The organism is Streptomyces sp. NPDC059866, assembly GCF_042731325.1.
GTDB classification, from domain to species: domain Bacteria; phylum Actinomycetota; class Actinomycetes; order Streptomycetales; family Streptomycetaceae; genus Streptomyces; species Streptomyces flavusporus.
On the sequence record NZ_JBHWJT010000026.1, the window covers coordinates 57,635 to 81,703 of the forward strand.

Below are 24,069 nucleotides of genomic sequence, written 5' to 3' on the forward strand. Positions count from 1 at the left end.
GAGCGTCGGCTGGGCACCCGTGAGACCCGGCGGAGCCGCCACACCCACGGCACCTCCGCCGCAGCGCCCGAAAGGGAGGAGAGCGTCGCCATGCCCGACCGCGCCCCGCAGCCGGTGGACCGTCAACTGCCCACGGACGAGGCCCGGGATCTGATCTCGCTCGTCCGCGACATCGCGCAGCGCGAGATCGCCCCGCACGCGGCCGAGGAGGAGGACGCCGGACTCTTCCCGCGCGAGCTCTTCACCCTGCTGTCCGAGTCGGGACTGCTCGGCCTGCCGTACGACTCCGAGTACGGCGGCGGTGACCAGCCGTACGAGGTCTACCTGCAGGTGCTCGAGGAGCTCGCCGGGGCCCGCCTGACCGTCGGCCTCGGCGTCAGCGTCCACACCCTCGCCTCCTACGCTCTCGCCGCCTACGGCACCAAGGAGCAGCAGGTCGAGCACCTGCCCGCGATCCTCGGCGGCGGCCTCCTCGGCGCGTACTGCCTCTCCGAGCCCTCCTCCGGCTCCGACGCGGCCTCGCTGCGCACGAAGGCCGTCCGGGACGGCGACCACTGGGTGATCACGGGCACCAAGGCCTGGATCACGCACGGCGGGGTCGCCGACTTCTACACCGTCATGGCCCGCACCGGCGAGGAGGGCCCGCGCGGGATCACCGCGTTCCTGGTGCCCGGCGACACCGAGGGGCTGAGCGCGGCGGCGCCGGAGAAGAAGATGGGCATGAAGGGCTCGCCCACCGCCCAGGTCAACTTCGACGGCGTACGGGTCCCCGACGCCCGGCGCATCGGCGACGAGGGCCAGGGCTTCGCGATCGCCCTGTCCGCCCTCGACTCCGGACGGCTCGGCATCGCGGCCTGCGCGATCGGCCTGGCCCAGGCGGCGCTCGACGAGGCCGTCGCGTACGCGACCGGGCGGCGGCAGTTCGGGCGGCCGATCGCCGACTTCCAGGGGCTGCGCTTCATGCTCGCCGACATGGCCACGCAGATCGAGGCGGGCCGCGCCCTGTACCTGGCCGCCGCACGGCTGCGGGACGCCGGCCGGCCCTTCGCCAAGCAGGCGGCCATGGCCAAGCTGCACTGCACCGACACCGCGATGAAGGTCACCATGGACGCCGTGCAGATCCTCGGCGGATACGGCTACACCGCGGACTTCCCGGTCGAGCGGTACATGCGCGAGGCCAAGGTCCTGCAGATCGTCGAGGGCACCAACCAGATCCAGCGGATGGTCATCGCCCGTCACCTCGCGGGTCCGGAGACCCGCTGAACTGACCCCGCCTGACCAGGGGCGCCGCCAGCCGGATCCACTCCGGATCGTGGCGCCCCGGCAGTGTGCGGCCGCGGGTGGCCCAGGTGCGCATCAGATCGCTGTAGATGGGCGGGTCCTGGAGCGGCGGCACGGGCGGCGGAGGGGTCCGCGGAACCGAGTCCGCCGGGGCGGGAACGAACGCTCGGTGCTGACGCCCGGTCGTGGAGTAGGTGGGGGTCATGCCTGGGCAACGCGACCAAGCGCGGGCAGGTCACCGATCTCCGGAATCGAGCGTGCGTTCACGAAACGGTCCGGAACTGCGTCCGGCCGCCGACATTCCTCTGACGTACCGTCAACTGGATTGCGCCCAGGGTGGTTTGGGTGGCCGACGTTCGCCTCCCGCCGGCCCGGGGCGCACTGATCCTGCACCACGGCAGTCTGCGGGCCATGGTGCAGGGCAGCTACTGGGGTCGAGCGAGGTCGCTCAGGCGGCGTGGCGACGCATCGACGGGACGCGCATCGGGCGTGAGCCCGGGCCTCCGACGTGCGAGAAGGGCTGCATCCGCCAGTCGAGCCCCTGAGGGAGCGTCAGCAGGAGGGCGGTGTCCTGCTCCTGGGGCTCGATGGACTCGTCCGCGGGCCGGGCGTCGGCGGCCCTGCGGCCGGTGCCGGCGCAGACCGTGAGTCCGAACGGGTTCCACGGCGAGGCGCACAGTGCGTGCTCCGGCAGGAAATCCTCGTCCACCAGCAAGGCGATGGGCTGTGCGCAGTCCGGGCAGATCACCCGGTACATCTCGAAGGTGTCGTACGCGTCGAGCTCGTCGGCTTCGAAGGCATCGGGTTCGACACCCTCCGGCTCGGGCTCGACAACCGGCTGCTGGCGCTTGGGTGCGGTACGACCAGGGCGCTTAAGACTCTGCATGTTCTCCCCCTCGGGCTGGGCCGTGAAGGCGCTGCGGCCTCGACCACAGCAAGCACTTCCCGTCCGCTCTCCGGGGTAATCACGACTTCATCACGGAGACTGTTCGAGGCCTGTGGTGTTCGTCACATGCCGCTCGCAGGTGCCCGGCGCGGCACGTTCGTCCCCCAGCCGGCTCACGGCCGGCTCTCGGGCACATCACGAACCGGGTATGACCTGCGCTGCTGAGGTATCCGAGGAGATCAAGCGCACTGTAGGTTCTAGCGCCATGGAGGAGCTGGACCGACAGATCGTGCAGCTGCTCGTCAAGGACGGGCGGATGAGCTACACCGACCTGGGCAAGGCCACGGGCCTGTCCACGTCGGCCGTGCACCAGCGGGTGCGCCGACTGGAGCAGCGTGGCGTCATCCGCGGGTACGCCGCGGTCGTCGACCCGGAGGCCGTCGGGCTGCCGCTGACCGCTTTCATCTCGGTGAAACCGTTCGACCCCAGCGCCCCCGACGACATCGCGGACCGCCTGGCGGGCGTTCCCGAGATCGAGGCCTGCCACAGCGTGGCCGGCGACGAGAACTACATCCTCAAGGTGCGGGTCGCCACCCCCCACGAGCTGGAGGAGCTGCTGGCGCGGCTGCGGTCGCTGGCGGGGGTGTCGACGCGGACGACGGTGGTGCTGTCCACGCCGTACGAGGCACGGCCACCGCGCATCTGAACGGGCCGAGTGGGGCTGCCGACCCCGACCGCCGGGCCCCGGGTGCAGCACAACCGGCGCAGGGCGGGAAACTGTCGGTCATGAGTGAACGCACCGCCCCGCCGAAGACCGTCCTGCTCCGCCGCGGAGAGGTCCACAGCCCCGCCGACCCGTTCGCGACCGCGATGGTCGTCGAGCGCGGCCAGGTCGCCTGGGTCGGCTCCGAGGGCGCGGCCGACGCCTTCGCGGACGGCGTGGACGAGGTGATCGACCTCGATGGCGCCCTGGTCACCCCGGCGTTCACCGACGCGCACGTGCACATCACGTCCACCGGCCTCGCGCTCACCGGCCTCGACCTGTCCGGCGCGCCCTCGCTGGAGGCGGCCCTCACGCTGGTCCGGGACTTCGCCGAGGCCCGGCCGAGGGACCGTGTCCTGCTCGGACACGGCTGGGACGCCGCGCGCTGGCCGGGCGGCCGTCCCCCGACCCGCGCGGAGCTCGACGAGGCGACCGGCGGCCGTCCCCTCTACCTGAGCCGGATCGACGTGCACTCGGCGGTCGTCACCACCGCCCTGCTCGACCTCGTTCCGGGCCTCGGCCGGGAGGACGGCCCCCTCACCCGCGACGCCCATCACGCCGTACGCGCCGCCGCGTTCGCCGCCGTCACCCCGGCCCAGCGCACCGAGGCCCAGCGCGCCGCCCTCGCCCACGCCGCGTCCCTCGGCATCGGCTCGGTCCACGAGTGCGCCGGGCCGGAGATCTCCTCCGAGGACGACTTCACGGGGCTGCTGCGGCTCGCCGCCGAGGAGCCGGGGCCGCGGGTCGTCGGCTACTGGGCCGAGCGGGACGTCGAGAAGGCGCGCGAGCTGGGGGCGGCCGGCGCCGCCGGGGATCTGTTCGTCGACGGCGCCCTCGGCTCCCACACGGCCTGCCTGCACGAGCCGTACGCCGACGCCGGCCACACCGGCACCGCCTACCTCGACGCGGCAGCCGTCGCCGCCCATGTCGTCGCCTGCACCGAGGCGGGCCTCCAGGCGGGCTTCCACGCGATCGGCGACGCCGCCCTGACCACCGTCGTCGAGGGCGTCCGCGCCGCCGCCGAGAAGGCCGGCCTCGCCCGGATCCGTGCCGCCCGCCACCGCGTCGAACACGCCGAGATGCTCACCCCCGACACCATCGCGGCCTTCGCCGAGCTCGGCCTGACGGCGTCCGTGCAACCGGCCTTCGACGCGCTGTGGGGCGGCGACGAGGGCATGTACGCCCAGCGCCTCGGAGTGGAGCGGGCCCGCACGCTGAACCCCTTCGCCGCGCTGCTGCGCGCCGGCGTCCCGCTCGCCCTGGGCTCCGACAGCCCGGTCACACCCCTCGACCCGTGGGGCACCGTCCGGGCCGCCGCCTTCCATCGCACGCCCGAGCACCGGGTCTCCGTACGCGCCGCGTTCACGGCGCACACGCGCGGCGGCTGGCGGGCGACCGGACGGGACGACGCGGGCGTTCTGATGCCGGGCGCGCCCGCGGACTACGCCGTGTGGCGCACCGGTGAGCTGGTCGTCCAGGCGCCCGACGACCGGGTCGCGCGCTGGTCGACCGACCCTCGCTCCGGCACCCCCGGCCTGCCCGACCTGACCCCGGGCTCCGACCTGCCCGTCTGCCTGCGCACCGTGGTGGGTGGACGGACGGTGTTCGTACGGCCAGGCGAGTGATCTCCCGGGGTGGCGCGGCGGACCTCACCGCTCGCTGCGCCGTTGCGCGACCTGCGTGTCCAGGGGGCCGACCTGGGCATGGTGGGAAACCCCCTGGCTCACACGGATGTTGACAGGCCGCGGCCCGGGGCCGGTAGGTTCGGCCGGGTCCACCACGGGACGCCCGACCGGCGAACGTCCGCGTACGCGTCGCGGCACCGCTGGGTCAGGGACGGTGTACCGCACCGGGGCACCGTCACTGGGAGCCAGGCTCAGCGACCGCGCCGCGGCTGGGGAACGTCCGGCCGGACGGGGGTCCGTCCCTGCCTGAGCGAAGCCGAGAGCTCGGAGGGGGGAAGGGTGTGACCAGGGTGGGGCCCGGGAGCTCAGTAGACAACGGCTTCAGGTCGATCCGCAGCCGGCGGGTCCCAGGTCGGCCCGAAGGGCGCCGGGCCCCCATCCGCAGCGCGCCTCGCATAGAGGGCCAAAAACCCATCCTTACCCCGCTCCTGCGGAATCGACACCGTCTTACGGCCGTCCTGTTCATGTCCGCGCAGGCTGCGGCCACTATGGTGGACGTCTGCGACGGACATGAAGGGGCAGCAGTGAACGACGGCGAGGGGACCCGCGCGGCAGAGGCCCGGGGGAGGCGCTTCGGCCCGCTCGGCACCGCCTTGGTGATCATTCCGACCTACAACGAGGCGGAGAACATCAAGAGCATCGTCGGCCGGGTGCGCAACGCGGTTCCCGAGGCGCACGTCCTCGTGGCCGACGACAACAGCCCCGACGGCACCGGAAAGCTCGCCGACGAGCTGGCCGCCGGCGACGACCACGTCCGGGTCCTGCACCGCAAGGGCAAGGAGGGCCTCGGCGCCGCCTACCTCGCGGGCTTCCGCTGGGGTGTGGAGAACGGGTACGGCGTACTGATCGAAATGGACGCCGACGGCTCCCACCAGCCCGAGGAGCTGCCCCGGCTGCTGACCGCGCTCAAGGGTGCCGACCTGGTGCTCGGCTCGCGCTGGGTGCCCGGCGGCCGGGTCGTGAACTGGCCCAGGAGCCGCGAGTTCATCTCCCGTGGCGGCAGCCTCTACTCACGCGTCCTGCTGGATGTGCCGATCCGCGACGTCACCGGCGGCTACCGCGCCTTCCGCCGCGAGACCCTGGAGGGCCTCGGCCTCGACGACGTCGCCTCCCAGGGCTACTGCTTCCAGGTCGATCTGGCCCGCCGTGCCGTGAAGGCCGGCTATCACGTCGTCGAGGTGCCGATCACCTTTGTCGAGCGCGAGCTGGGCGATTCCAAGATGAGCCGCGACATCCTCGTCGAGGCGCTGTGGCGGGTCACCTCATGGGGCGTGGGGGAGCGGGTCGGCAAGATCCTGGGCCGGGGGCGGCCGCCGCAGTCGTAGGGGTTTATCCCGCGCTGAGCCGGGCCCAGGCACACTGGATGCATGACGACTGGCGCTTCGACCCCTCCCTACTCCACGCGGCCCCGGCGCTCACGGCTGCGCACCTTCCTGCCGCTGGGCATCGCCGCGTGGCTGGTGCTGGAGATCTGGCTGCTGACCGTGGTCGCCGGCTGGGCGGGCGGGTTCACGGTCTTCCTGCTGCTGCTCGCCGGGTTGGTGCTCGGTACGGTGGTCATCAAGCGGGCGGGCCGGCGCGCCTTCCAGAACCTGAACGAGGCACTTCAGCGCGGCGGTGCGCCGTCGAGCGGCGGCGGCAACGGCCTGATGATGCTGGGCGGCCTGCTTCTGATGCTCCCCGGTCTGATCTCGGACGGGGTGGGCCTGCTCCTGCTGATTCCGCCGGTCCAGAAGGCCCTCAGCCGGTACGCCGAGCGCACCGTGGACCGCCGACTCCGCCGGGCTGCACCCGGTAGCCTCGGCGACGCCTTTCAGCAGGCCCGCATTCACCGCCCGGACGGCAAGGTCGTGCAGGGTGAGGTCGTCAGGGACGAGCCCGGGGAGACCCCGCAGGAACCTCGCCCTCCGCTGACGCGCTGAGTACAGGACGTGACCGTCGCACACAAGACCGCGGGCGCCGTACGTCCACTTCTCACGTACGGCGCCCGCGGTCATTGGCGCACTGAAACCCCCGTCCGAGCCCCGCAGGGACTACGCGGACTTGCGGCTGTCTCGGGGGTGCACCGCGATGTTCATTGCGCCGGAACGCAGAACGGCGAGGCGCTCTTCGAGGACCTCTTCGAGCTCCTCACGCGTGCGCCGCTCCATCAGCATGTCCCAATGCGTACGCGCCGGCTTGGCCTTCTTCTCCTCCGGACCGTCGCCGTCCACAAGGAGTGCCTGGGCACCGCAGACCTTGCACTCCCACTCCGGCGGGATCTCCGCCTCGACCGAGAAGGGCATCTCGAAGCGGTGCCCCTTCTCGCATGCGTACTCCACGGCCTGGCGCGGGGCCAGGTCGATGCCGCGGTCCGTCTCGTAGCTGGTCACCACGAGGCGCGTGCCGCGAAGAGCTCGCTCACTCATGAATCGTGCCTCCCGGGCTTGTCGCCCACAGGACAGGTGTCGCTGTCGTCGTCATCCGGTCAACGTCCGGTCGGCGGTAAAGATTCCCGTTCGGAGTCCCGTTCCGGGTCATGCGTCGCCGTCGTAGCCGCCCATGTTGTACCCACCAGCGCCCGGTTTGTCACATCTGGCAGTAGATGTCACCCAGCGTTTTGGCTTCTTTGACGCGCAGTAACGGTACGCCTGGCAGGCCAAACGCGTACACTACAGCCCTTTCGCTGTGAGCGCTAAATCCTGTCCGGAACCGGGTTCCCGGCCTCGCCGATCGCACGCCGTACCGGAACCCTCGCGAGCAGTACGAACCCGAGGACGAAGAAGGCCACCAGCGAGATGATCGCGTCCCGATAGCTTCCGGTCAGCTGGTAGGTCAGACCGAACAGCAGCGGACCGAGCCAGCTCATTCCGCGGTCGCTCAGCTCGTACGCCGAGAAGTACTCGGCCTCCTTGCCGGCCGGGACCAGGTGGGAGAACAGCGAACGGGACAGTGCCTGGCTGCCGCCGAGGACGAGCCCGATCCCGGCCGCCAGCACGAAGAACCAGACCGGCGCCCTGGCTGGCAGGAAGTAGCCGGCGGCCAGGGTCAGCGTCCAGGCGATCAGCGAGCCGAGGATCGTGCGCTTCGCGCCGTACCGACGGGCCAGCCGGCCCAGCGCCAGCGCGCCGAACACCGCGAGCACCTGCACGAGCAGGATGGCGCCGATGAGTGTGGACTGTCCGAGGCCCAGCTCCTCGGAGCCGTAGACCGACGCCTGGGTGATCACCGTCTGGATGCCGTCGTTGTAGACGAGGTAGGCCAGCAGGAAGGACAGCGTCAGCGGGTGGCGGCGCATGTCGCGGACCGTGGCGGCGAGCTGCCGCCAGCCGTTCACGGACGCCTCCCGCCGCGCCCCGCGGCGATCGCGCAGACGCCGGAGCGGAATGAGCGCGAACGCGCCCCACCACAGGCCGGCCGACGCCAGGCAGATGCGCACGGCCATGGCTTCGGAGACGCCGAAGGTGTCGTGGGCGAGGTAGAGGACCAGGTTCGCGACCAGAACCAGCGCTCCGGCGGCATAACCGAAGGCCCAGCCCCGGGAGGAGACCGCGTCGCGTTCCTCGGGCGGGGCGATCTGCGGCAGGTAGGAGTTGTAGAGCATCATCGCCACGGACTGCGCCGCGTTCGCGACGACCAGCAGTGCGCCGCCCAGCAGATAACGGTCACCGTCCAGGAAGAACATGCCCGCCGTCGCCGCCGCCCCCAGATATGCGGCGGCACCCAGCAGGGGCTTCTTGCGTCCGGTGCGGTCGGCGGCCGCGCCCACCAGGGGCATCACCACGACGGCCACGATCACCGACAGGGACACCGAGTAGGCGAAGAAGGAACCGGCACGCACCGGGATCCCCAGCGGATGGACGAAGCCGTCGGCGTCCGCGGCGGACTCGGCGACCGTGGTCAGATAGGGACCCAGGAACACGGTGAGCACGCTCGTCGAGTAGACGGAGCACGCCCAGTCGTAGAAGTACCAGCCACGCTGCTCGCGCCGTCGCCCGGCGGCCTCGTCCGCCTCCGGTGTCCGCACGGTCTCGGTGCCCACCCGTGCCCTCGCTTCCCCGAGAAGGTGCCGTGCGCGGGGGCCGGCCGGGGTGTCAGACCCAGACGCCCCGGTCCTCCATGACCTTGCGCAACGTGTCGATGTGATCGGTCATGATGCCATCGACGCCGAGGTCCAGAAGCCGGTGCATCTGTTCCGGTTCGTTGATCGTCCACACGTGCACCTGCAGTCCGTGCGCGTGGGCGGTCCGAACGAAGCGGCGGTCCACGACCTGGATGCCGGACTGCGACTCGGGTACCTGGGCGGCGACCGCCGAGCGGCGCAGCACGGCCGGCACGCCCCAGGAGCGCAGCCGCAGATTGAGCACGCCCCGCGTGCCGTACGAGGTCGCCAGGCGCGGTCCGGCCAGGCGCTGGGCGCGGACCACGCGGGCCTCGGAGAAGGAGCCCACGCAGATCCGGTCCCAGGCGTCGGTGCGCTCGATCAGCTCCAGGAAGGGGTGGAGGCTCGACTCCGCCTTGAGGTCGACGTTCCAGCGCACGTCGGGGAATGTCTCCAGGAGCTCTTCGAACAGCGGCACCGGTTCCCGGCCCGCCACGCGCGCGTGCCGTACGTCGTCCCAGGGCAGGTCGGCGATCCGGCCCGCCCCGTCGGTCATCCGGTCCAGCGTCGCGTCGTGGAAGGCGACGATCCGGCCGTCCCGCGTGGTGTGGACGTCGGTCTCGATGTACCGGTAGCCCGCCTCGACCGCGCGGCGGAACTGCAGCACGGTGTTCTCCAGGCCGTCCGCCGCCCCGCCCCGGTGGGCGAAGGCGATCGGGCCGGGATGGTCCAGGAAGGGGTGGCGTATGCGCGTGCTCACGGACGCAGTATCGCGCGCCGGGGTTGACCGGTGGCAACGACGGTACTGACGCCGGATGCCGAGGGGACGGCGAACACCCGCAGGAACAGCTGGGCGAGCGGGCCGATCGACACCGCGTACAGCAGTGTGCCGACACCGATGGTGCCGCCCAGTGCGAAGCCGGTCACCACGACCGTGACCTCGACGGCGGTCCGGATCAGCCGGATCGAGCGGCCGGTGCGCCGGTGCAGCCCCGTCATGAGCCCGTCGCGCGGACCGGGACCGAACCGCGCGGCGATGTAGAGGCCGGTGGCGATGCCGTTGAGAGCGACGCCCGCCAGCATCAGCGGAACCTGCACGGCCAGGGTGTGCGCCTGGGGCACCACCGCCAGCGTGCCGTCCATGACGACGCCGATCACGAAGACGTTGGAGACCGTGCCGAGGCCGGGACGCTGGCGCAGCGGGATCCACAACAGGAGGACGGCCGCCCCCACGATGATCAGCACGGTCCCGATGCTCAGGCCCGTGCGCTCGGCCAGTCCCTGGTGCAGCACGTTCCAGGGCTCCAGGCCGAGGCCCGACTTCACCAGGAGCGCGGAGCTCGCGCCGTACAGCGCGAGGCCGGCATAGAGCTGGGTCAACCGACGTATGAGATGCCCCTGCGTGGACAAGACGTGCCCCCCTGGTGGTGGTAGTGGCCTGATGCATGACACTCTGTGGCTTGGGAAGTAACGCCATCCATGGCCAATTCGGGGAAGGTGGACTGGTACGCATGGCTCAGTGGACCTCGGCGGTGGGGGCGGCGCAGCTCGCCCGGCTGCTCAAGTCGCAGCAGGACCGCCCGGCGGGCCCGGGGTCGCGCCGTCCGCCGGCCTATCGCGCGCTTGCCGACGGCATCCGCCTGCTGGTGCTCGAGGGGCGGGTGCCGGTGGCCGCCCGGCTGCCCGCCGAGCGGGAACTCGCCCTCGCGCTGTCCGTCAGCCGTACGACGGTTGCCGCCGCCTACGAGGCGCTGCGCACCGAGGGATTCCTGGAGTCGCGGCGCGGCGCCGGCAGCTGGACCGCCGTACCGGCCGGAAATCCGATCCCCGCGCGCGGCCTGGAACCGCTGCCGCCCGAGGCGCTCGGTTCAATGATCGACCTCGGCTGCGCGGCACTGCCCGCGCCGGAACCCTGGCTCACCCGCGCCGTCCAGGGCGCCCTGGAGGAGCTGCCGCCCTACGCACGTACGCACGGCGACTACCCGGCCGGACTGCCCGCACTGCGCGCGATGATCGCCGACCGTTACACCGCGCGCGGGATTCCCACCATGCCGGAGCAGATCATGGTGACGACCGGCGCGATGGGCGCCATCGACGCCATCTGCCATCTCTTCGGCGGGCGTGGTGAGCGCATCGCCGTCGAGTCGCCGTCGTACGCGAACATCCTGCAGCTGATGCGGGAGGCAGGCGCCCGGCTCGTGCCCGTCGCGATGGCCGAGGGGCTCGCCGGGTGGGACCTGGACCGCTGGCGGCAGGTGCTGCGGGAAGCCGCACCGCGGATCGCCTACGTCGTCGCCGACTTCCACAATCCGACCGGGGCGCTCGCCGAGGAGGACCAGCGGCGGCGGCTGGTGGAGGCGGCCCGCTCGGCGGGCACCGTGCTTGTCGCCGACGAGACGATGAGCGAGCTGTGGCTGGACCCCGACGTCGAGATGCCACGGCCTGTCTGCGCCTTCGACCCGGCCGGGTCCACCGTCGTCACCGTCGGGTCCGCCAGCAAGGCCTTCTGGGCCGGGATGCGCATCGGCTGGGTGCGGGCGGCACCGGACGTGATCCGCAGCCTGGTGGCCGCGCGCGCCTACGCCGACCTGGGCACGCCGGTGCTGGAGCAGCTCGCGGTGAATTGGCTGTTCGGCACCGGGGGTTGGGAGCAGGCGGTCGCGGTGCGCCGGGAGCAGGCCAGGGACAACCGGGACGCCCTGGTCGCCGCGGTGCGCCGGGAGCTGCCCGACTGGGAGTTCGAGGTACCGCGGGGCGGGCTCACACTGTGGGTGCGCGCGGGTGGCCTGTCGGGCTCGCGGCTGGCGGAGGCGGGCGAGCGGGTCGGGCTGCGGGTGCCGTCCGGGCCGCGCTTCGGAGTGGACGGGGCCTTCGAGGGGTATGTGCGGCTGCCGTTCACCGTGGGGGGTGCGGTGGCGGAGGAGGCGGCGGTGCGGCTGGCGGCTGCGGCTCGGCTGGTGGAGAGCGGGGGGACCGTGGGGGCGGTGGCGCCGGGGTCGTTCGTGGCTTGAGGGGTCTAGGCCCTGTCGGCACGGGACTGCAGAGCCCCGGCTACGTCCGTGCCTTGGACCTCTCCGTCACCACGGCCTCCACGGACACCGGCTCCGCGGGTACCCGCTCGGGCTCCGCGTCCGCCGGTGTCGTACGCGGCGGCAGGAGGTCCAGCACCGCCTGGCGGTGGTCGTCGCTCGTCGCGTCGTCATAGGGGTCGGGCGTCGCCGGGACCTGGAGGCGCAGGACCGGTCCCGCACCCAGCCGTGCGTAGCCGCGGCCCGGCGGAACCTGGGGGACCGGCGTGGTGTGCGGGGGCGCTCCCAGGACCGCTTCGAGCTGCTCGGCGGTGGCGGTGCCGAGCACGACCCGCGCGCGCGTGTGCTGCCGTACGGGGTCGCTGAGGGCGTCCAGGCCGTCGAACTGCTCGGCCACGACCACCGTCACATGGGCGGATCGGCCGTGCCGGAGCGGCACCTGGAGCAGGGACTGGGGGTCCTTGTGGCCGTCCGCGGCGGCCACCTGGCCCAGCGCGGTCGGGCGGTCCAGGAGGAGCCACAGGGGGCGCCTGGTGTCCTCGGGCGGCGGGTGGCCCGCCTGCCGGGCGCGGTTGACGGCGATCAGCCGTCGCTCGGTCTCGGTGGTGGCCCACTCCAGGCTCGCCAGCGCCCCGGCAAGGGCGCACTCGACCGCTAGGACCCCGTCCCGGCCGGTCAGGCAGGCGTAGTCACCGGTGCCGCCGCCGTCGACGATGACGATGTCGCCGAACTGCAGGGCCTGCAGGGCGATGCAGCGCAGCAGAGTCGACGTGCCGCTGCCCGGCTGCCCGACGGCCAGCAGGTGCGGTTCGGTGGAGCGGATGCCGGTGCGCCACACGACGGGCGGAACGTCGCGCGCTTGCGCACCGTGGCCGAGCGGGAGCGTGCGCTGGACCTCGGTGGGGTCGGTGAAACCGAGGACCGTCTCGCCGGGTGCCGTCACGAAGCGCTGGACGGCGATGTCGGTGGGCAGGGGCGCGAGGACCGTGACCGTGAGCTGGTTGCCCTCCTCGTCCCACGCGAAGCGGTACTCGCGGCCGCGGCCCGACTTCGTCGAGAGCAGGTGCTCGATCCGGGCGCGCGCCTCGGCCTCGCCGTCCGGGAAGTACGCCGGGTAGCGGATCGCGAGGTGCGTGATGCGGCCGGTGGCGTCGAACTCGTACTCCGGGAAGGCCTTCTCCCACTCGCCGCCGTGCGTGTACAGGGGTGCCGGGTCCTCGGCGGTCGAGAAGTACGGGACCATCGCCTCGTACAGCGACTGCAGGCGCTGGATCTGGGACTCGTCGGGTCCCTCGGAGGTCTGTCCGGTGCGGTTGCGGCCCTGCCAGGCTGCCGCCGCCATCAGGGCGATGACGGCGAGCAGCGGGCCGTACGGGACGAGCGCCACGGCCAGGAACACCGAGGCCATCAGGAACAGCAGCGGGCCGCGCCGGTCCTTGGGGGTGTCGGCCCACTTGCGCCGCCCGGCCGATGCCAGTCGGCGCAGACCGCGGGTGATCGTGATCAGGGGGTGGAGGACGTCGGTGGCGCTGTCGGCCGCCGTCCGGGCCAGCTCCCGGCTCCGGGCGAGCTGCGCGCTGCCGTTGCTCAGAATGCGGGGGAGGGGGCGCCGGGCCACGGGTGTCTCCTGGAGGTGCGTACGAGCGGGATGATGCGTCCGGGCGGTGGGGGCGTCAGAACTTGATGCCGCCCAGCAGGCTCGCCAGGCTCTCGCCGCCCGCCTTGATGCTCGGGGCGATGGCCGTGCTCGCCAGGTAGAAGCCGAACAGGGCCGAGATCAGGGCGTGGGACACCTTGAGATCGCACTTGCGGCAGAAGATGAAGATGATGACGCCGAGCAGGACGACGCCTGAGATGGACAGAATCATGAGGTCTCCTGGTGTCGAGGGGGACAGTCACCATGAGTACTTCCAGGATCACAGGATGTATCCATACGATAAAAGGTGCAACCGGGTGAAATCTGGTGAATTTCGCCCATTCGGAGGATTCGGCTCGGCATGGCCCGGTGGTGGGCTTGCACCTGACGGGTGCATTGGTGATCTTTGCCTCGGTCGCGGCCGGTCATGTTTCTGTGCAGCCAGTACGCTGGCGATTCACCCGTACGGCCGTACCGCTCGCGGCCGTACGCTTGTCCCAGGGTCCTCGACGTGCGTAGTGAGAGGCGGTCCGGCCGATGACTGAAGCCCCCGACCCCGAGGTCGTGGAGCTCGCGACCAAGATCTTCGATCTGGCCAGGCGGGGGCAGACCGAGGCACTCGTGGTCTATGTCGACGCGGGCGTTCCGGCCAACCTCACCAACGACCGGGGCGACTCCCTCGTGATGCTCGCCGCGTATCACGGGCACGCCGGGACCGTGCGGGCGCTGCTCGACCGTGGCGCCGAGGCCGACCGGGTCAACGACCGAGGCCAGACCCCGCTCGCAGGGGCGGTCTTCAAGGGCGAGGAAGAAGTGATCAAAGCCCTGCTGGAGGGCGGCGCCGACCCGGCCGCCGGCACCCCGTCGGCCGTCGACACCGCCCGGATGTTCGGCAGGACGGAACTGCTGGAACTGTTCGGCGCACACTGAGACCATCGCCCTGACCAGCGAAAAGAGCCGTCCTGATCAGGCAGGACACGGAAAACGGGGGAGGCGGTACCGGGCCGCCGGAAATTTCGGTCGCGGCATCGAGAACAGCCGGGTCATCATGACGTCGTGATTCACGGACGCGATGGCTGGGCAGGTGTTGCCGCACCGCGCGGGCCGTGATCGGTCCGCATGGGCCACAGACGAGAGGCAGAGGAAGATGGTCTACAGCAAGCAAGAGACGACGGGCGCCCCGACGTGTTGTCACGCGGCCAGGTAGAGCACGTTTCCCGGTTGCGTCGACGCTTGATGTGAGGCTGTTTCCCATGTTCGATCCGGTCATAGCGCCCAGCGGAACGCTGCTCGGCCTGCTCCAGCGGGGCCGCGGCGACGGCACACTGCACGCGCTCACCGCCCCCCGGGCCGAGGCGCTCGCGGCCCTCGACCACTGTGTGCTGCGCGACCCCCGCCACGACTGGCAGGTGGAGAACCGCTCCCTGTACTACGCCCGCCTCTACCTCGACCTGGGCGGCGACCTGGGCGCGATCGAGGCGCATCTTTTCGACCCCGAGGACATCGTCGACACCGACGAGTCACGAACCGGGCTCGCCCTCGCCGTCCTCGGCCACCTCGCCTCCTACGGCAGGCGCGACGCGCTGGACCTGCTGCGCCGCTACGCCGCCCACGGCTCCAACTGGGCCTGGGCCCTGGACGAACTCGCCCTGCGCGACGACGACGCCGGTCTGCGCGCCCTGGCCGCCCCCGTACTGGCCCGCTTCCCGGCCGACGCCGAGGGCGAGGCCGAGCTGGCCGCCGCCGTGCGGGACGCCTTCGAGCCCCGGCCGTGGCGGCTGTGGGCCGAGGATCCGCGCGAATCGATCGGCACGCGCGTGCGTGCCGCACAGGAAACCGGCTGCTTCGACCGATGGCAGCGGCAGATGCGGCCCACAGGGCCCCGTCCGGGCTGGAGTGTGCAGGCGGTGTTCGAATGGGCCCAGCAGGGCCTCGAACGCGGCGCCTCGCTCCATGTGCCCGCCGCCCGCTGCCTCACGGCCGTCGCCGGCCCCGAGGACCGGCCCGAGATCGTCCAGGCCGCCAAGGACGGCACCGAAGGCGCTCGCTGCACCGCCCTGCGCTATCTCGCCGACAGCAACGATCCCGACGCCCTCGACCTGATCGAGGCTGCCGTCGCCACCGGCTCGGCGCCGGTCGTGGAGGCCGCCCTCGACGCCTTCGAGCGGATGCGCAGCGTCGCTGCCGTCGACCGGGCCCGCGGCTGGGCCCGACGGCCCGATCCACTGGGCGCCGCCGCCGGACGCATGCTCGCCTGCCGGGGCGGAGTCCACGACAGCGACCTGGTCCTCGGAGCCCTGCGCGAAGCCGTACGGGGCGAAGGGCCGGACGCACCGACGCTGTGGACCCTCGTGGACGGCGCCGGACGGCTCGGCATCGGCTGTGCCGCACCGGTTCTGCGCCATATCTACCGCGAGACCGCATCGTCCCACCTCCGCGGCAGGGCCGCCCGCGCGCTCGCCGCCACCGATCCCTCCTTCCCCGCGGGCTTCGCCGTCGAGTGCCTCTGGGACTGCGAGGAGACCACCCGCGAGCTCGCCGCCCGACACGCCGAGACAGGCGACGCCCGGGTCGTCGAGCAACTGCGTCGGCTCGCCGCGGACCCGGCCGAGGAGGCGGAGGTCCAGACGGCGGTACGCAGCCGGATCGGGCCCGACGCACCCGCTGTGTGAACGACGCGATGGCAGGCAGCCGGACCGGACCTGGCGCACCTGCTGAGTTAACTCGGACCTGCCGGGCCCGACGGCTGAATTCGGACGCGACGGGCTCGCAAAGTGAACGTGGGATGACTCACCGGTCAGGGGGGCATGGACGCAGCCTGACCTGCTCGAGTGCGCAGCGCAACGCTCATGGATCGTTCCCCGTCCGGAAAGATCGACGTTGACGCGGCCACGTCCAGCGCGGCGACAACACCCGTATGCGTGTCGTCATCGTGACCGAATCCTTTCCCCCCGATGTGAACGGCGTGGCCCACTGCGCGCTCCAGACCGCCCGACACCTCGTCGATCGCGGTCACGCTCCCCTCGTTGTCGCACCGGCCCCCGCTCCGGGCAGCAAGGCAGCCGCGGCTCTCGCGCCGTGCCCTGTCGTCCACGTCCCCTCCCTACCGCTCCCGGGCTATCCCCAGGTCCGCGTCGCCCTTCCCAGCCGGCGGCTCGCCGCCGCGCTCCTGGCACACCAGGCCGACATCGTGCATCTGGCCAGCCCCTTCATCCTCGGCGTCCGCGGCATGGCCGCCGCCGCCCGGCTCGGCCTCCCGGCCGTCGCCGTCTACCAGACCGACCTGGCCGGCTACGCCCGTACCTACGTGGGCGCCGGCGAGGCCGCGGCCTGGCGGCGCATCCGCTCCGTCCACGCCGCCGCCGACCGCACCCTCGCCCCCTCCAGCGCCTCCCAGGCCGACCTGGAAGCCCACGGCGTGCCCCGGGTGCACCTGTGGCGGCGCGGTGTCGACACCGTGCGTTTCCGCCCCGACCTCCGGGACGACGCACTGCGTCGCGAGCTCGCCCCGAACGGTGAGCTGATCGTCGGCTATGTCGGGCGGCTCGCACCCGAGAAGCACATCGAGCTGCTCTCCGGGGTCTGCGGCCTGCCGGGCGTACGAGTGGTGATCGTCGGCGACGGGCCGAGCGGGCCCGGCCTGGCCGAGGCACTGCCCGGCGCGGTCTTCCTGGGCCGCCGCGGCGGCGACGACCTCGCCCGGATCTTCGCCTCGCTGGACGTCTTCGCCCACACCGGACCCTTCGAGACCTTCTGCCAGACCGTGCAGGAGGCCATGGCGAGCGGTGTCCCGGTCGTCGCGCCCGCCGCCGGCGGCCCGCTGGACCTGGTCGACCACGGCCGCACCGGGCTGCTCGTCCCGCCGCGCGACGCGGACGCCGTCACAGAGGCGGTACGGACCCTGGCCGCCGACCAGGAGCTGCGCACCGCCTACGGGGCCGCCGCACGAGCCACCGTCGAGGGCCGTACCTGGGCCGCCATCGGCGACCAGCTCATCGCCCACTACGAGGCCGTGCTCCAGGCCCGCAGGCCGGCGGTGGCGGCATGAACACCGCACTCCGCATCGTCCGGCTGGCGAACTTCGTCGCCCCCGCCTCCGGGGGGCTGCGCACCGCGCTGCGGGAGCTGGGCAAGGGCTTCAAGGTGGCGGGCCACGATCCCGTCCTCATCGTGCCGGGTGAGAAGTACAGCGACTGCGAGACCGAGCAGGGCCGGGTGATCACCCTGCCCGGCCCGGTGCTGCCCGGCACCGGCGGCTACCGCGTGCTCATCGACAAGCGGCGGGTCGCCGCCCTCCTGGAGGAGCTCGCCCCCGACCGCCTCGAGGTCTCCGACCGTACGACGCTGCGGTGGACCGGCAAGTGGGCCCGCCGCGCCCGGATCCCCGCCGTGATGGTCTCCCACGAGACCGCCGACGGCGTGCTGCGCACCTGGGGTCTGTCGGAGAACCTGTCCCGGCGCGCCGCCGACGCCCTCAACGTCCGTACGGCCCACACGTACGCCAAGGTCGTGTGCACCACCGAGTTCGCCGAGCGGGAGTTCGTGCGGATCGGCGCCCGCAACGTCGTACGGGCCCCGCTCGGCGTCGACCTGATGAACCGGCGTCCCACCCTGCGCGACGCCGCGCTGCGCGACACTCACGCGCGTGCGGACGAGAAGCTGCTCGTGATGTGCTCCCGGCTGTCCGTGGAGAAGCGGCCCGGTACCGCGCTGGACGCCCTGGAGGCGCTGCGCGGGCGCGGTGTGCGTGCGGTGCTCGTGGTGGCCGGAAACGGGCCGCTGCGCGCACGGCTCGAACAGCGGGCGCAGGAGCGCGACCTGCCGGTGACCTTCCTCGGGCATGTCGCCGACCGCAGCCTGCTCGGCGCGCTTCAGGCCTCCGCCGACATCTGCCTGGCTCCCGGGCCCGCCGAGACGTTCGGGCTCGCCGCGCTGGAGGCCATGGCCTGCGGCACGCCCGTCGTGGCGAGTGCGTCCTCCGCGCTGCCGGAGGTGATCGGATCCGCCGGTGCCACCGCGGCGGACACCGGGGACGCCTTCGCGGACGCCGTGGAGATGCTCCTCGACCGTCCCGAGCGCGAGCGCCGGGAGGCCGCACGCGCGCGTGCGGAGTGTTTCGGCTGGGGTACGGCGGTGGACGCCTTCCTCACCGCGCACGACGCGGCAGTGCCGACGCGTCCCTTCGTGCGTGCGGAGGGCGCGGCATGAGACCGGTCCGTTACGTCGCCCTCGGGGACTCGCTGACCGAGGGGGTGGGCGATCCCGTGGGGAATGGGTGGCGCGGCTGGGCCGCGCTGCTCGCCCGCGGGCTGTGCGAACCGCCCGCCGCATTCACCAACCTCGCTGTCAGCGGGGCGCAGACGCGGGACGTGCTGGAGGCCCAGCTGCCCGCCGCACTGGCTCTGCGCCCGGACGTCGCGTCCGTCCTCGTCGGCGTCAACGACACACTGCGTCGCACGTTCGACATCCACCACGTCGCCGAACGCCTCGACAAGGTCTACGCGGCCTTCGCCCGGCAGGGCACCGCCCTGCTCACCGCGTGCCTGCCCGACCCCGGCTCGATGCTCGGGCTGCCGGGGGTGCTGGGCCACCCGCTGGCACGGCGGCAGCGGGCGGTCAACACCGTGGTGCATGCGCTCTCCGAGCGGTACGGGGCCCTGCACGTGCACGCGGCCGAGGGCGACTGGGTCGACGACCGGGAGATGTGGAGCTCGGACCGGCTGCACCCGGGGGAGCGGGGGCACCGGCAGCTGGCCGTACGGTTCCACGGGCTGCTGGTGGACGCCGGGATCGCGTCGGGGACCGCGCCCGCGCCCGAGCCCGAGTTCCCGCCGCCCACCAAGTCGGCGAGCCTGCTGTGGCTTGCCACGGCGGGTACCGCCTGGGTGGTGCGCCGGTGCAACGACCTGCTGCCCCAGTTGCTGCGCCTCGCGGTCGACGAAATGCGCCACCGCGCGCGGGGCACCAGCGGCCAGCTCGATGTGCGGGCGGCACAGGCGGTGTCCATGGCACTGGCCTCGCTGTCTCTGTCGGTGCCGGAGCCGATGCCGTTGCCGGAACATCGGGCTGTGCCGGGTCAGCGGTCCCTGTCGGAGGGGGTGGCGGTGCCGGGACAGCACTCGGTACCGGAGCAGCAGCCCGAGCCGGAGGCGGCGTAGCGCACGCAGGGGGTTGCGGGAGTCAGCGACGGCGTACGGCAACGAATCGGACCGGCGTGCCCGGCACCGCCTGTGCGGCTGCCGGGAGGTCGCTCGCGCCGACGACCGCGATCACCGGGTAGCCGCCGGTGGTGGGGTGGTCGGCGAGGAAGACGACCGGCCGGCCGTCGGGCGGGACCTGGATCGCTCCCAGGACCACGCCCTCGCTGGGGAGTTCACCGGGGAGGGCCCGCTCCAGGGCGGGTCCCTCCGTGCGCAGCCCGATGCGGTTGCTCGCGGCGGACACCCGGTACGTGCGGGACGTGAACGTGCGTACGGCCGCCGGGGTGAACCAGTCGTCCCGGGGGCCGAGGGTCACGTGCAGGACGAGCTCGGCCGGGGGCGCCGGCTGCGGGGCGACGTCCACGCGCGCGTGGGGGCCGGCCGGGTGTCCCAGGGGGAGCACCGTACCGTCTGTGAGCGGTGGCGGGCCGAGCCCCGACAGCAGGTCGGTGGAGCGGCTGCCGAGGACCGGCTCGACGGCGATACCGCCGGAGACGGCCACATAACTGCGCACCCCGGAGAAGGCCGCGCCGACGTCCAGGAGCGCCCCGGCGGGCACCCGCACCGGCGCGCCCCAGGCGGCCGGCCGTCCGCCCACCGTGACCGGGCACGGGGCGCCGCCGACCGCCACGGTGACCGCAGAACGCGGCCGTAGCGCACAGCCGTTGAGGGTGGTCTCCAGGACGGCCGCCTCGGGCGGATTGCCGGCCAGCCGGTTCACGAGCAGCGCCGCGGGTGCGTCGAGCGCCCCGGAGCGGGGCACTCCGAGGTGGGCGTGGCCCGGGCGGCCCAGGTCCTGGACGGTGGTCAGCGCCCCGGCCCGTACGATGGCGAGCGCGCGGTCGGTCATTCCGCCACCGCCGGTCCCGCCGCGCCGACCGGTCCCGCCGCTCCGGTCCGTCGCACCGGTCCCATCTGCACGAAATGCACGCGTGTGCCCGGTGACAGCAGCGCGGCCGGCACGCGCGCGGGGTCCCACAGCACGGTGTCCGTGGTGCCGATCAGCTGCCAGCCGCCCGGCGACGAGCGCGGATACACACCCGTGTACGGGCCCGCCAGCGCCACCGCACCGGCCGGGACGGCCGTGCGCGGCGTGGCCCGGCGCGGGACGTCGTAGCGCTGTGGCAGGCCGGTGAGGTAGCCGAAGCCGGGGGCGAAACCGCAGAAGGCGACGCGGAATTCGGTGCCCGCGTGGATGCGGGCCACCTCCTGCTCGTCGACGCCCCAGTGTGCGGCGACGTCGGCCAGGTCCGGGCCGTCGTAGCGCACCGGGAGTTCGACGACCTCACGCGCGCGTGGGGGAGCGGGCGGCACATCGGCGGCGGCCAGTTCGGCAGCCAGGCGCACCGGGTCGGCGAGGCCGTCGAGGAGGACGGTGCGGGCCGCGGGGACGATCTCACGGACCGACAGCGCGCCCTCCGCGCGGCGGCGCAGCAGCTCCGCGTGCAGCGCCTGCGCCTCCTCGCCCGAGGACACCTCGACGAGCAGGGCGTCGTCGCCGACGGGCAGCGCCCTCATGCGAAGGCCTCCACCCGGACACCCGACTCCTCCAGCCGCTCCCGCACCCGGCGGGCCAGCTCGACGGCGCCGGGCGTGTCCCCGTGCAGGCACAGGGAACGCGCGCGTACCTCGACGGGTGACCCGGAGTGCGAGGTGACCACGCCCGAGCGGGCCAGGCCGACCGAGCGCTCCACGACGGCCTCCGGGTCGGTGACCACGGCGCCCTCCCGCCCGCGCGGCACGAGGGTGCCCTCGTCGGTGTACGCGCGGTCCGCGAAGGCCTCCGTGACGGCCGGGAGCCCGGCCTTGGCGGCCAGCTCCAGCAGCCGCGAGCCGGGCAGCCCCAGCACGGGCAGCGTGACGTCCGCGAGGAGCACGCCGTCGACGACCGCGCCGGCCTGCTCCGCGTCGTGCACCACGCGGTTGTACAGCGCACCGTGCGGCTTGACGTAGGCCACGCGGGCACCCGCCGCCCGGGCGAAGACCTCCAGGGCGCCGATCTGGTACGCCACTTCGGCCGCCAGCTCGGCGGACGGGACGTCCATCGCGCGCCGCCCGAACCCGGCCAGGTCCCGGTAGGAGACCTGGGCGCCGATCGTCACCCCGCGCGCGGCGGCCAGCTCGCACACCCGGCGCATGGTGGCCGCGTCCCCGGCGTGGAAGCCGCAGGCCACGTTGGCACTGGTGACGACGGACAGCAGCTGCTCGTCGTCGGTGAGCCGCCAGCGGCCGAAGCCCTCGCCGAGGTCGGCGTTCAGATCGATCGCGGTCATGGTCCCCTCTGGTGGTCAGGCCACGCGGTACTGCTCGTCGCGGGCGTCGGTCAGGAACATCTGGCCCGGTGCGTGGGTGATGGCGAACGGCGGTCGGGACGCCATCACCGCGGCCTGCGGAGTCACCCCGCAGGCCCAGAACACGGGGATGTCGTCCGCTTCGGCGTCCACCGGGTCGCCGAAGTCCGGGCGGGCCAGGTCGTCGATGCCGAGCCCCGACGGATCGCCGCAGTGCACGGGGCTGCCGTGCACCGCCGGGAGCAGGCTGCTCTCCCGGATCGCCGCCGCCAGGTGCTCGGGCGGCACGGGGCGCATGGACACCACCAGCGGGCCGTGCAGCCGTCCCGCCGGCCGGCACTGACGGCTCGTGACGTACATCGGGACGTTCCGCCCCTGCTCGATATGGCGGATCGGCACGCCCGCGCCGGTCAGCGCCCACTCGAAGGTGAAGCTGCAGCCGATCAGGAACGACACCAGGTCCTCCCGCCAGTGGCCGAGCACATCCGTCGGCTCGTCCACCAACTCGCCGTCCCGCCACACCCGGTAGCGCGGCAGGTCGGTGCGCAGGTCCGCGCCGGCCGCCAGCACCGTCGTCCACGAGCCGGCGTCCGTGACGTCGAGCACCGGGCAGGGCTTGGGGTTGCGCTGGCAGAACAGCAGCATGTCGTACGCCCAGTCCGCGGGCACCGAGATCAGGTTGACCTGGGTGTAACCGGCCGCGGCCCCGGCCGTCGGACCGGTCAGTCCCGCGCGGAAGCGGGCTCGGGCCGTTTTCGGGCTCCACGCGCGCGCGTGCTCGTCGACAAGGGTCAGCGGACGGTCCTCCGTGCGGTTCACGCCAGTTCCTTCCCGCGCGTCTCAGGCAGCCCGAGCAGCGCCAGCGCCGCGAGTCCGTAGCCGATGGCACCGAAGACCAGCGCGCCGCCCACGCCCCAGCTGTCCGCCAGGAAGCCGACCGTCGTGGGGAAGACGGCGCCCACCGCGCGCCCGGTGTTGTACGTGAACCCCTGCCCCGTGCCCCGCACCGCGGTCGGGTACAGCTCGCTCAGGAAGGAGCCGAAGCCGCTGAAGATGGCCGACATGCAGAACCCGAGCGGGAAACCCAGCACCAGCACAAGGGTGTTGGCCCCGCTGGGGATGTTGGCGTACGCCAGGATGCAGACGGCCGACAGCAGGGCGAACAGCCAGATGTTGCGTCGGCGGCCCAGCCGGTCGGTGAGGTAACCGCCCGTCAGGTAGCCGATGAAGGCGCCGGAGATGAGGAACGTGAGATAGCCGCCGGTGCCGACGACCGACAGATCGCGCTCCGTCTTCAGATAGGTCGGCACCCAGGTCGCGAGCGTGTAGTAACCGCCCTGGACGCCGGTGGAGAGCAGCACCGCGAAGAACGTGGTGCGCAGCAGACCGGGCGCCTCGGCCGTGCCCGGCCGGAAAATGGCCGCAAATGAACCCTTTTGCGGGTTCTTCTCCCGAGCTGCGGTCGCCTCCGGTGCGTCGTGCACCCGGCGTCGCATCCAGATGACCAGCACCGCCGGAAGCGCGCCGGTCCAGAACATCACGCGCCAGGCCAGGTCGTCGCCGAGGTACGAGAAGACCAGGGTGTACACGATCACGGCCAGGGCCCAGCCGACGGCCCAGGAGCTCTGGATCACGCCGAGAGTGCGGCCGCGGTGCTTGGCGCTCGCATACTCGGCGACCAGGATCGCGCCGACCGCCCACTCGCCGCCGAAGCCGAGCCCCTGCAGGGCCCGGAAGACCAGAAGAGTCTCGTAGTTGGGCGCGAAGCCGCAGGCCACGGTGAAGACGGCGTACGTGATGACCGTGATCATCAGCGCCTTGACCCGGCCGATCCGGTCCGCCAGCACGCCGGCCAGAGCGCCGCCGACCGCGGAGACGACGAGTGTGACGGTGGTGAACAGGCCTGTCTGGCCGCTGTCCAGGCCGAAGTACGCGGCCAGCGCGACCATGCTCAGCGGAAGCGTGAAGTAGTCGTACGAGTCCAGCGCATAGCCGCCGAACGCGCCCGCGAAGGCGCGGCGGCCCCGCGGGCCGAGGGCGCGCAGCCAGGCGAACGCGCCGTCGTCGGCGGTGTGTTCACCCGCCCCGGGGCGGGTGTCGGTGCTCAGGGCCTGCGGTGGAGGGGTCGTGCTCATGGGCACCTCGCAGTGGGAGGACGAAGGGTGCTTGAGGACTGAGCCGTGCCGTGCGGAGGCGGTCGGTGCCGCGGTGGGGATG

The 24,069-nt window shown here is 72.7% G+C and carries 24 protein-coding genes; 11 read left to right on the top strand and 13 right to left on the bottom strand.

All coding sequences use genetic code 11. The features are described 5' to 3' along the window. Positions 1-90 precede the first annotated feature (90 nt). Positions 91-1,263, top strand: coding sequence for an acyl-CoA dehydrogenase family protein (locus tag ACFV7R_RS33955; protein ID WP_385270334.1), 1,173 nt, complete (start codon positions 91-93; stop codon positions 1,261-1,263). Here the strand turns inward: ACFV7R_RS33955 and ACFV7R_RS33960 are convergent. Then, on the bottom strand, positions 1,226-1,486 hold the full coding sequence (locus ACFV7R_RS33960) for a hypothetical protein (protein ID WP_385270336.1): 261 nt from the start codon (positions 1,484-1,486) through the stop codon (positions 1,226-1,228). The two genes, ACFV7R_RS33955 and ACFV7R_RS33960, sit on opposite strands and share 38 nt — an antisense overlap. Positions 1,487-1,729: 243 nt before the next feature. Then, positions 1,730-2,167: a hypothetical protein gene (locus ACFV7R_RS33965; RefSeq protein ID WP_385270338.1), complete on the bottom strand. Its 438-nt coding sequence runs from the start codon at positions 2,165-2,167 to the stop codon at positions 1,730-1,732. Between the two features lie 265 nt (positions 2,168-2,432). Between ACFV7R_RS33965 and ACFV7R_RS33970 the strand changes: the two genes are divergently transcribed. The 4 genes from ACFV7R_RS33970 to fxsA all read left to right on the top strand — a co-directional run bounded on the left by ACFV7R_RS33970 (position 2,433) and on the right by fxsA (position 6,537). After that, positions 2,433-2,873, top strand: coding sequence for an Lrp/AsnC family transcriptional regulator (locus ACFV7R_RS33970; protein WP_018548954.1), 441 nt, complete (start codon positions 2,433-2,435; stop codon positions 2,871-2,873). An 80-nt stretch (positions 2,874-2,953) separates the two neighbouring features. Next, the gene (locus tag ACFV7R_RS33975; RefSeq protein ID WP_385270340.1) at positions 2,954-4,555 is read left to right on the top strand and encodes an amidohydrolase; all 1,602 of its coding nucleotides are present in this window, start codon (positions 2,954-2,956) and stop codon (positions 4,553-4,555) included. A gap of 584 nt (positions 4,556-5,139) precedes the next feature. Continuing rightward, positions 5,140-5,940 (top strand): polyprenol monophosphomannose synthase, encoded by an 801-nt coding sequence (locus ACFV7R_RS33980; RefSeq protein WP_129796767.1) that lies wholly within the window; start codon positions 5,140-5,142, stop codon positions 5,938-5,940. Between the two features lie 42 nt (positions 5,941-5,982). Beyond that, on the top strand, positions 5,983-6,537 hold the full coding sequence (fxsA, locus tag ACFV7R_RS33985) for an FxsA family membrane protein (RefSeq protein WP_385270342.1): 555 nt from the start codon (positions 5,983-5,985) through the stop codon (positions 6,535-6,537). 111 nt (positions 6,538-6,648) lie between these two features. Here the strand turns inward: fxsA and ACFV7R_RS33990 are convergent, their stop codons facing one another. The 4 genes from ACFV7R_RS33990 to ACFV7R_RS34005 form a co-directional block, all read right to left on the bottom strand. Next, positions 6,649-7,023: an RNA polymerase-binding protein RbpA gene (locus tag ACFV7R_RS33990; protein WP_003977404.1), complete on the bottom strand. Its 375-nt coding sequence runs from the start codon at positions 7,021-7,023 to the stop codon at positions 6,649-6,651. A 266-nt stretch (positions 7,024-7,289) separates the two neighbouring features. After that, entirely contained in the window at positions 7,290-8,636 is a 1,347-nt protein-coding gene (locus ACFV7R_RS33995) for an MFS transporter (RefSeq protein ID WP_385270343.1), read from the bottom strand. A gap of 52 nt (positions 8,637-8,688) precedes the next feature. Continuing rightward, positions 8,689-9,456 (bottom strand): glycerophosphodiester phosphodiesterase, encoded by a 768-nt coding sequence (locus ACFV7R_RS34000; RefSeq protein ID WP_385270345.1) that lies wholly within the window; start codon positions 9,454-9,456, stop codon positions 8,689-8,691. Next, positions 9,453-10,076 (bottom strand): hypothetical protein, encoded by a 624-nt coding sequence (locus ACFV7R_RS34005; protein ID WP_240797273.1) that lies wholly within the window; start codon positions 10,074-10,076, stop codon positions 9,453-9,455. Before ACFV7R_RS34005 ends, ACFV7R_RS34000 begins: the two co-directional genes overlap by 4 nt. 131 nt (positions 10,077-10,207) lie before the next feature. Here ACFV7R_RS34005 and ACFV7R_RS34010 point away from each other — a divergent pair, with 131 nt between their 5' ends. Then, complete coding sequence (locus ACFV7R_RS34010; protein WP_385270347.1) at positions 10,208-11,707, top strand: PLP-dependent aminotransferase family protein; 1,500 nt, start codon at positions 10,208-10,210, stop codon at positions 11,705-11,707. A 40-nt stretch (positions 11,708-11,747) separates the two neighbouring features. Here the strand turns inward: ACFV7R_RS34010 and ACFV7R_RS34015 are convergent, their stop codons facing one another. Further along, positions 11,748-13,343, bottom strand: coding sequence for a hypothetical protein (locus ACFV7R_RS34015; RefSeq protein WP_385270349.1), 1,596 nt, complete (start codon positions 13,341-13,343; stop codon positions 11,748-11,750). Positions 13,344-13,398: 55 nt separating this feature from the next. After that, the gene (locus tag ACFV7R_RS34020; RefSeq protein WP_224737373.1) at positions 13,399-13,593 is read right to left on the bottom strand and encodes a hypothetical protein; all 195 of its coding nucleotides are present in this window, start codon (positions 13,591-13,593) and stop codon (positions 13,399-13,401) included. Positions 13,594-13,898: 305 nt separating this feature from the next. On the opposite strand from ACFV7R_RS34020, the gene ACFV7R_RS34025 reads away from it, so the two are divergent. From ACFV7R_RS34025 to ACFV7R_RS34045, 5 genes are all read left to right on the top strand, one after another. Next, positions 13,899-14,291, top strand: coding sequence for an ankyrin repeat domain-containing protein (locus ACFV7R_RS34025; RefSeq protein ID WP_385270351.1), 393 nt, complete (start codon positions 13,899-13,901; stop codon positions 14,289-14,291). A gap of 323 nt (positions 14,292-14,614) precedes the next feature. Further along, the gene (locus ACFV7R_RS34030; protein WP_385270353.1) at positions 14,615-16,033 is read left to right on the top strand and encodes a HEAT repeat domain-containing protein; all 1,419 of its coding nucleotides are present in this window, start codon (positions 14,615-14,617) and stop codon (positions 16,031-16,033) included. 245 nt (positions 16,034-16,278) lie between these two features. Next, complete coding sequence (locus tag ACFV7R_RS34035) at positions 16,279-17,409, top strand: glycosyltransferase family 4 protein (RefSeq protein WP_385270355.1); 1,131 nt, start codon at positions 16,279-16,281, stop codon at positions 17,407-17,409. After that, positions 17,406-18,569 carry a glycosyltransferase gene (locus ACFV7R_RS34040; protein ID WP_385270357.1) on the top strand — a complete coding sequence of 388 codons (1,164 nt, stop codon included), beginning with the start codon at positions 17,406-17,408 and terminating at the stop codon, positions 18,567-18,569. The genes ACFV7R_RS34035 and ACFV7R_RS34040 overlap by 4 nt, the downstream gene beginning before the upstream one ends. Next, positions 18,566-19,519, top strand: a complete 954-nt coding sequence (locus ACFV7R_RS34045; RefSeq protein ID WP_385270359.1) for an SGNH/GDSL hydrolase family protein — start codon at positions 18,566-18,568, stop codon at positions 19,517-19,519. The genes ACFV7R_RS34040 and ACFV7R_RS34045 overlap by 4 nt, the downstream gene beginning before the upstream one ends. Positions 19,520-19,541: 22 nt before the next feature. On the opposite strand, the gene ACFV7R_RS34050 is transcribed toward ACFV7R_RS34045, so the two are convergent. The 5 genes from ACFV7R_RS34050 to ACFV7R_RS34070 are packed head-to-tail and all read right to left on the bottom strand — an operon-like array spanning position 19,542 to position 23,987. Then, a complete protein-coding gene (locus ACFV7R_RS34050; protein ID WP_385270361.1) occupies positions 19,542-20,411 on the bottom strand; it encodes a biotin-dependent carboxyltransferase family protein in 870 nt (289 codons plus the stop codon). Further along, a complete protein-coding gene (locus tag ACFV7R_RS34055; protein ID WP_385270363.1) occupies positions 20,408-21,079 on the bottom strand; it encodes an allophanate hydrolase subunit 1 in 672 nt (223 codons plus the stop codon). Before ACFV7R_RS34055 ends, ACFV7R_RS34050 begins: the two co-directional genes overlap by 4 nt. Further along, a complete protein-coding gene (locus tag ACFV7R_RS34060; RefSeq protein ID WP_385270365.1) occupies positions 21,076-21,834 on the bottom strand; it encodes a LamB/YcsF family protein in 759 nt (252 codons plus the stop codon). Before ACFV7R_RS34060 ends, ACFV7R_RS34055 begins: the two co-directional genes overlap by 4 nt. Before the next feature lie 15 nt (positions 21,835-21,849). After that, positions 21,850-22,671, bottom strand: a complete 822-nt coding sequence (locus ACFV7R_RS34065) for a putative hydro-lyase (protein ID WP_385270367.1) — start codon at positions 22,669-22,671, stop codon at positions 21,850-21,852. Continuing rightward, positions 22,668-23,987, bottom strand: a complete 1,320-nt coding sequence (locus tag ACFV7R_RS34070; RefSeq protein ID WP_385270369.1) for an MFS transporter — start codon at positions 23,985-23,987, stop codon at positions 22,668-22,670. The genes ACFV7R_RS34065 and ACFV7R_RS34070 overlap by 4 nt, the downstream gene beginning before the upstream one ends. Positions 23,988-24,069 lie beyond the last annotated feature (82 nt).